Source organism: Macromonas bipunctata (assembly GCF_002837135.1).
GTDB classification, from domain to species: Bacteria; Pseudomonadota; Gammaproteobacteria; order Burkholderiales; family Burkholderiaceae_C; genus Macromonas_A; species Macromonas_A bipunctata.
In genome coordinates this window covers 1-6453 of sequence record NZ_NWBQ01000094.1, presented here as the reverse complement: position 1 = coordinate 6453, position 6453 = coordinate 1, and the positions used below count along the sequence as shown (strand labels likewise).

7 protein-coding genes are annotated in these 6453 nt (G+C 67.1%); 5 read left to right on the top strand and 2 right to left on the bottom strand.

Features of this window, described 5'->3' with window-relative positions; genetic code table 11:
- The 4 genes from CON76_RS12125 to CON76_RS12110 form a co-directional block, all read left to right on the top strand.
- On the top strand, nt 1-831 hold an 831-nt coding region (locus CON76_RS12125), incomplete at its 5' end, for an RNA-guided endonuclease InsQ/TnpB family protein (RefSeq protein WP_145995449.1).
- A gap of 186 nt (nt 832-1017) precedes the next feature.
- The gene (locus CON76_RS12120; protein ID WP_101103652.1) at nt 1018-1443 is read left to right on the top strand and encodes a DUF1924 domain-containing protein; all 426 of its coding nucleotides are present in this window, start codon (nt 1018-1020) and stop codon (nt 1441-1443) included.
- Between the two features lie 14 nt (nt 1444-1457).
- Nucleotides 1458-2000 carry a diheme cytochrome c gene (locus tag CON76_RS12115; protein ID WP_101103650.1) on the top strand — a complete coding sequence of 181 codons (543 nt, stop codon included), beginning with the start codon at nt 1458-1460 and terminating at the stop codon, nt 1998-2000.
- 2 nt (nt 2001-2002) lie between these two features.
- Nucleotides 2003-2755: a cytochrome b/b6 domain-containing protein gene (locus CON76_RS12110; RefSeq protein ID WP_101103648.1), complete on the top strand. Its 753-nt coding sequence runs from the start codon at nt 2003-2005 to the stop codon at nt 2753-2755.
- A gap of 11 nt (nt 2756-2766) precedes the next feature.
- Here the strand turns inward: CON76_RS12110 and CON76_RS12105 are convergent, their stop codons facing one another.
- Nucleotides 2767-3771: a cation diffusion facilitator family transporter gene (locus tag CON76_RS12105; RefSeq protein ID WP_101103646.1), complete on the bottom strand. Its 1005-nt coding sequence runs from the start codon at nt 3769-3771 to the stop codon at nt 2767-2769.
- A gap of 94 nt (nt 3772-3865) precedes the next feature.
- Here CON76_RS12105 and CON76_RS13735 point away from each other — a divergent pair, with 94 nt between their 5' ends.
- The gene (locus CON76_RS13735) at nt 3866-5788 is read left to right on the top strand and encodes a methyl-accepting chemotaxis protein (RefSeq protein ID WP_101103644.1); all 1923 of its coding nucleotides are present in this window, start codon (nt 3866-3868) and stop codon (nt 5786-5788) included.
- Between the two features lie 26 nt (nt 5789-5814).
- Here the strand turns inward: CON76_RS13735 and CON76_RS12095 are convergent, their stop codons facing one another.
- On the bottom strand, nt 5815-6423 hold the full coding sequence (locus CON76_RS12095; protein WP_101103654.1) for a hypothetical protein: 609 nt from the start codon (nt 6421-6423) through the stop codon (nt 5815-5817).
- Nucleotides 6424-6453: the final 30 nt, after the last annotated feature.

Genomic DNA, 6453 nt, shown 5'->3' with positions numbered 1-6453 from the left:
CAGTTCAAGCGCAAGGGCGGCCACCAGTCGGCGGAATACACCGCCAGCGCGTTCCGCTGGGATGGAGAGTCGCTGAAGTTGGCGAAGATGGAAGCACCGCTGGATGTGCGCTGGTCGCGCCAGATTCCGCAAGGTGCGAAGGTCACGACCATCACGGTATCGAAAGACGCGGCGGGCCGTTACTTCGTCAGCCTGCTGTGCGACGACGTGGTCTACACCAAACCGGAAGCACTCAACCAAGTGGGCATTGATCTGGGCCTCACTCACTTCGCCATCCTTTCGACGGGCGAGAAGATTGCAGCGCCCAACGCCTTCCGCCAGCACGAGAAGAAATTGGCGAAACTCCAGCGCCAACTCGCCAAAAAGAAGAAAGGCTCCAAGAACCGTACCAAAGCGCGGCTCAAAGTCGCCAAGCTGCACGCCAAGATCGCCGACATCCGCAAGGATTTCTTGCACCAACTCTCGACCCGGCTGATCCACGAAAACCAAGTGATCGCCGTCGAGACGCTGGCCGTTAGCAACATGAAAAAGAACCGTAAGCTGGCCAAATCCATCGGTGATGCGGGCTGGGCCGAATTTGTGCGCCAGCTCGAATACAAGGCCAAATGGTATGGCCGCGAGGTGGTCAAGATCGGCCGCTGGTACCCGTCGTCCAAGCGTTGCAGCGACTGCGGGTACACAGTGGAAAAGATGCCCTTGAACGTGCGGCATTGGACATGCCCCGACTGTGGTGCGAACCATGACCGGGACATCAACGCCGCACGCAACATATTGGCCGCCGGATTGGCGGTGTCAGCCCGTGGAGAAGCTGTAAGTCCTGTGTCTCGTTGAGGCATGGGCGGGGTTCTGTGAAGCGGGAATCCTCGCCATGAGTGGCGAGGAGGATGTCAAGGAACCGGATTTTTGGCGTGGCCAGATGAACGGCGCATGAACAACACCTTCAGCCTGGGTTCATGGTGGCGATTGCACAATGGTTCACATGCCCCGGTTGCGGGGCCACCCCACAAGGAGAGTGACATGCAGATCCACCGCTTCGGGCGTTGGCACACCTGGGCCGCTGCGCTGCTGGCCGGTGCCGCGTTGGCGGGCGGCGCCACCGTGTACGCCGCCGACACCTCCGCCGCCGCCCAGTTGCAGCACTGGAGCGTACAGGCCGGCGCGCTCGGCAACGCCGCGCGCGGCCAGAGCTTCTTCAACGCCAGGCACGGCGGCGAGTGGTCGTGCGCCTCGTGCCATGGCACGCCACCCACGCAACAGGGCAAGCACGCCAGCACCGGCAAGGCCATCCCGCCGTTGGCCCCCGCATTCAACCCCAAGGCCTTCACCGAAACCGCCAAGGTGGACAAGTGGTTCCGCCGCAACTGCAAGGACGTGCTCAAGCGCGAATGCACGGCGGTGGAAAAGGCCGATGTGCTGGCCTACCTGGTCGGCCTGAAGCGGTGAGGAGGGCCACACTGATGCAAAAATTCCCCTCTGTCACCCTTGCCCTGCGCCCCATGTGGGGTGCGTTGGTGGCGCTGCTGGCCGGTGCCTTGTCTGTGGGCAGTGCCGCCGCCGACGACAGCAACCTGCTGCCCGCCAAGGTGTTGCCCGCCTACCAGCAGGAATGCGCCGCCTGCCACCTGGCCTATCCGCCCGGCATGCTGCCGCAGGCCTCGTGGCGCCGCATCATGACGCAGCTCGACAAGCACTACGGCACCGACGCCTCGCTCGACGAGGCCAGCGTCAAGCAGATCGCGCAGTGGCTCAACACCCACGCCGGTACCTACAAACGCACCGGCACCCAGGCGCCACCGCAAGACCGCATCACTCGCAGCGCGTGGTTCGAGCACAAGCACCGCCAGCTGGACGCCGCCGTGTGGAAGCACGCCTCGGTCAAGAGCGCGGCCAACTGCGCCGCCTGCCACACCAGCGCCGAACAAGGCAACTACAACGACGACCACCTGCGCTTTCCCACCGGGCTTGATGCCCGCTACCGCCGCTTCTGGGAGGACGATTGACCATGACCACCACCCCATCCCCCGCCGCTGCGCCACACCCGGCCCAGCACCGCAACCACCCGCCGTCCGGCCAAGGCCGCCGCGTCACCGACGCGCCCACACGCCTGTTCCACTGGCTATTCGCCTTCTGTTTTGTTGGCGCCTACCTCACCGCCGACACCGAGCACCTGCGCGCGCTGCACGTGACGCTGGGTTACACCCTGGCCGGGTTGCTGGTGTTCCGGCTGCTGTACGGCGTGCTGGGGCCGCGGCAGGTGCGGCTGTCGGTGCTGCAGCACAAGGCCAGCACCGGCCTGCTGTGGCTGCGCCAGTGGCCCGCTCAGCTGGCGCAAGGCCGCTTCAACTGGCAACCGGGGCAAAACCTGGTGCTGGCGCTGTCGATTGCGGCCATGCTGCTGCTGCCAGTGCCCCTGACGCTGAGCGGCTGGGCCACCTTCAACGACGTGGGCGGCGAGTGGTTGGAAGAGATCCACGAGTGGGCGGGCGACGCCATGCTGCTGGTGGTGCTGCTGCACTTGGGCGCGCTGCTGCTGTTCAGCCTGCTGCGCCGCAAGAACCTGGCCCTGCCCATGTGGCGCGGCCGCACCCCGGGCCAGGGGCCGGACGTAGTACGCCACAACCGCCTGTGGCTGGCGCTGTTGATTGCCGCCTGTGCGCTGTTGTACTGGGGCTGGGAGTGGCAGCAGGCGCCCAACGGCCTCATTTCCGGCCCGGCGCTGAGCCAGGCCTGGAGCGGTGACGGTGACGATGACTGAGGCCGTGGCCGTCAGCGCGGCGCCGGTGTATCGGCCACGGCCTGCGGTGGGGCATCTGGCGCGGCCTGTGGTGGCGTGGCGTGGTCCAGGTCGGGCTTTTGCCACGGGTCGATGTGCGTCAGCAGGTTGAGCACCCGGTGGCGCTGCAGCACGCGGTCGCGCGCCACCACCGAGATCTGGTGCCCGGCCTCCACCGTCAGGTCGGCGGGCACCTCCAGGTGGGCGTCCACCACAATCAGGTCGCCCATCTTGCGCGTGCGCACATCGTGCACGCCCCGCACCCCCGGCGTGTCCAGCAGCGTCTGGCGGATGGCGGCCACCTCCTCATCGTCGGCGGCGCGGTCCATCAGGTCGTGCAGCGCCTCCCAGGTGAACTCGCCGCCCATCTTGGTCACCATCAGGCCCACGATCAGCGCCGCAATCGGATCCAGGATCGGGTAGCCCAGCAGGTTGCCGCCGATGCCCAGCGCCACCACCAGCGACGACGCCGCGTCGGAGCGCGCGTGCCACGCGTTGGCCGCCAGCATGCTGGACTTGACGCGCTGGGCCACGGCCAGCATGTAGCGAAACAGCAGCTCCTTGCCCACCAGCGTGGCCCCGGCCACCCACAACGCCAGCACGCTGACTTCAGGAATATCCGCCGGCGCCTGCAGCTTGCCCACCGACGACCACAGCATGCCCACCCCCACCAGCAGCAGCAAAGTGCCCAGCACCAGCGAGGCCGCGGTCTCGAACCGCTGGTGGCCGTAGGGGTGGTCGGCATCGGCGTCCTTCTGGCTGTGGCGGCTGGCCAGCAGCACCACAAAGTCCGCCACCAGGTCCGACAGCGAATGGATGCCGTCGGCCACCAGCGCCTGCGACTTGGCCAGCGTGCCCACCACAATCTGCAACACCGTCAGCACCAGATTGACCACCACGCTGATCCACGTGCTGCGCTGGGCGGCGGCGTGGCGCTGCGCGACCAGGGTTGCGTTGTCGTCGGCTTCGTCGGAGTCGGGAAAGTCTAAAAATTTCATAACTGATTTTTGGGTAACATTTTCCAGCGGCGCCAGTGCGACGGCCCGCTGCCGTAAGATACGTACCTTCCGCAACGTGCCTGGAGCCACACCCATGTCTTTACTGGATCGCCTGAGTTTGTCCCGCAAGTTTGTGGTGCTGGGCCTGATTGCACTGCTCATGGCGGCAGTGCCCACATTCTTGCACGTGCAAAAGTCGGTGCAGCAGATCCGCGTGGCGCAAGACGAGGTGCGCGGCTTTGCGCCCCTGATGGCGCTGCAGAAAGTGGTGCAGTTTGCGCAGCAGCACCGCGGCCTGTCGTCGGGCATGCTGTCGGGCAACGACGCCCTGCGCCAGCGCCGCCCGGCCGTGCGCGACAACGTCAACCAAGCCATGAATGCGGTGGACGCAGCCCTGGCACGCGCACAGGCGGCCCCCGAGCTGCTCACCACCTGGGCCGATCTCAAGCGCCAGTGGACCACGCTGGAGCAGGCCGTGGCCGCCGGCCAGTGGAGCGCGGCCGACAGCACCCAGCGCCACACCCGCCTCATCACCCAGCTGCTGGCCTTCAACGCCGAGCTGATGGACGCGTTCGGCCTGTCGCTGGACGACCAGATGGACACCTACGACCTGATGCAGTCCACCTTTGTGCACGCGCCCTGGCTGGCCGAAAAGCTGGGCATCATGCGAGCCATGGGCAGCGGTTTCCTCACGCGGGCCGAACTGCCGCCGCAAAGCAAAGGCACCCTGATGGGCCTGCGCGACCGCGCCCAGGAGCTGCAGCGCGAGATGATGACCCAGGCCAGCCATGCGGCGCACGTCAACCCCGCGTTCCAGACTGCGCTGGGCCAGCCGCTGCGCACCGTGGGCGAACAGGTGGACAAGACCTTGCAGCTGGCCGACCAGCAGCTCATCAACGCCGAGGTGCTGACCTACCCGGCCACCCAGTATTTTGACGAATTCACCCGCTCCATCGACACCGTGTACCAGTTCAGCGGCGCTGCCATGGTGGTGCTGGAACACGAGCTGGACGCACGCGCGAGCGGCCTGCAGCGCGGTATTGCCCTGGTTCTGGCGCTGCAGCTGGCGGGCCTGCTGGCCGCGCTGTGGCTGGCGTGGCTGTTCGTGCGCAGCATCACGGTGCCCATCGAGCAGGCGGTGCGCGTGGCCACGGCGGTGTCGCAGGGCGACCTGACCGTGACCTGCCCGCCCCACGGCAGCAACGAGATTGGCCGCCTGATGGACGCGCTGTCCGCCATGCAAAAGCACCTGGCCACCTTGGTCAAGACCGTGCGCGTCGATGCCGACAACGTGGCCCAGGCCAGCGCCGAAATCGCCCAGGGCAACAACGACCTGTCGGCCCGCACCGAGCAGGAGGCCAGCGCGCTGCAGGAGACAGCGGCCTCGATGGAGCAGCTCAACGTCCACGTGCAGCAAAACGCCGAACACGCCCGCGAGGCCAACACCCTGGCGCACCAGGCCAGCCAGGTCGCCACCCAGGGCGGCGAGGTGGTGGCCCAGGTGGTACACACCATGCGCGACATCAACACCGCGTCCAGCAAGATCGCCGACATCATCGGCGTGATCGATGGCATCGCGTTCCAGACCAACATCCTGGCGCTCAATGCGGCGGTGGAGGCGGCCCGTGCGGGCGAGCAGGGCCGCGGCTTTGCGGTGGTGGCGGGCGAGGTGCGTACCCTGGCGCAACGCAGCGCCGAGGCGGCCAAGGAAATCAAGCAACTCATCTCCGACAGCGTCAGCCGCGTGCACCAGGGCACCACGCTGGTGGACCAGGCCGGGCGCACCATGGACGACGTGGTGGGTGCCATCCAGCGCGTCACCACCCTCATGGCCGACATCAGTACCGCCAGCTCGGCGCAAAGCGTGAGCGTGGCCGAGGTCGATCAGGCCGTCAAGCGCATGGACGAGACCACGCAGCAGAACGCCGCGCTGGTCGAGCAGTCGGCGGCGGCGGCCACCAGCTTGCGCCAGCAGGCCGACCAGCTGGTGGCGGCGGTGGCGGTGTTCAAGACCTGAGCCACTTGCCCGCCGTTCTTGCTGCTTCAGTACCCCGTGATGCCCCGATAGGCGGCCCGGGTGGCGGGCGAGACCGCCTCCAGTACCTGCGCGTGCGATGTTTTGTGCTGCGCCAGCAGCCGCGCCGATGCCACCGTGAGCGACTTGCAGAACCAGTGGCAGCTGTGCTGCAGCAGCAGCATCTCAGCCATCATGGTGTAGGCCCGCGCCTTGGGGCTGCGCCCGGCGGTGTTGTCGATGGTGTCGCGCCAGCCCTGGGCGTGTGCGGCCAGCAGGGCGCGCAGGTCAAAGCAGGCCGACGCCGCCCACTGCGTGGCGTAGGGCGGGTGCACAGGCCAGCGGCACACCTGCAGCTGCGCGGCGGGCACCTGGGCCAGGCCATCCACCAGCCGCTGCAGCTCGGCGCACAGCTGCAGCTCGGTGTTGGCCTGCAGCTGCCAGATCTGCTCGCGCCGCGCGGGCTCGGGCTCGTCCAGCGCGCGCAGGTAGGCGCGGCTGAGCGCCTCCATGTTCTTTTCCAGCTGGTAGGGGCGCAGGTGCGTGCCCAGCAGTGCCACGCGCTGGCGTTGTTCCTTGTGCTGCAAGGCCAGAGCCGCACCCGCCAGCAACAGGGTGCCCATCACAATGTCCATCATGGGCGGCATCTTAGCCCGGATATTTCACCG

What these genes read in the sequence shown, in the direction of transcription:
- CON76_RS12120 (WP_101103652.1), top strand. Translation starts at nt 1,018, where the DNA reads ATGCAGATCCACCGCTTCGGGCGTTGGCACACCTGGGCCGCTGCGCTG.
- CON76_RS12115 (WP_101103650.1), top strand. Translation starts at nt 1,458, where the DNA reads ATGCAAAAATTCCCCTCTGTCACCCTTGCCCTGCGCCCCATGTGGGGT.
- CON76_RS12110 (WP_101103648.1), top strand. Translation starts at nt 2,003, where the DNA reads ATGACCACCACCCCATCCCCCGCCGCTGCGCCACACCCGGCCCAGCAC.
- CON76_RS12105 (WP_101103646.1), bottom strand. Translation starts at nt 3,771, where the DNA reads ATGAAATTTTTAGACTTTCCCGACTCCGACGAAGCCGACGACAACGCA.
- CON76_RS13735 (WP_101103644.1), top strand. Translation starts at nt 3,866, where the DNA reads ATGTCTTTACTGGATCGCCTGAGTTTGTCCCGCAAGTTTGTGGTGCTG.
- CON76_RS12095 (WP_101103654.1), bottom strand. Translation starts at nt 6,423, where the DNA reads ATGATGGACATTGTGATGGGCACCCTGTTGCTGGCGGGTGCGGCTCTG.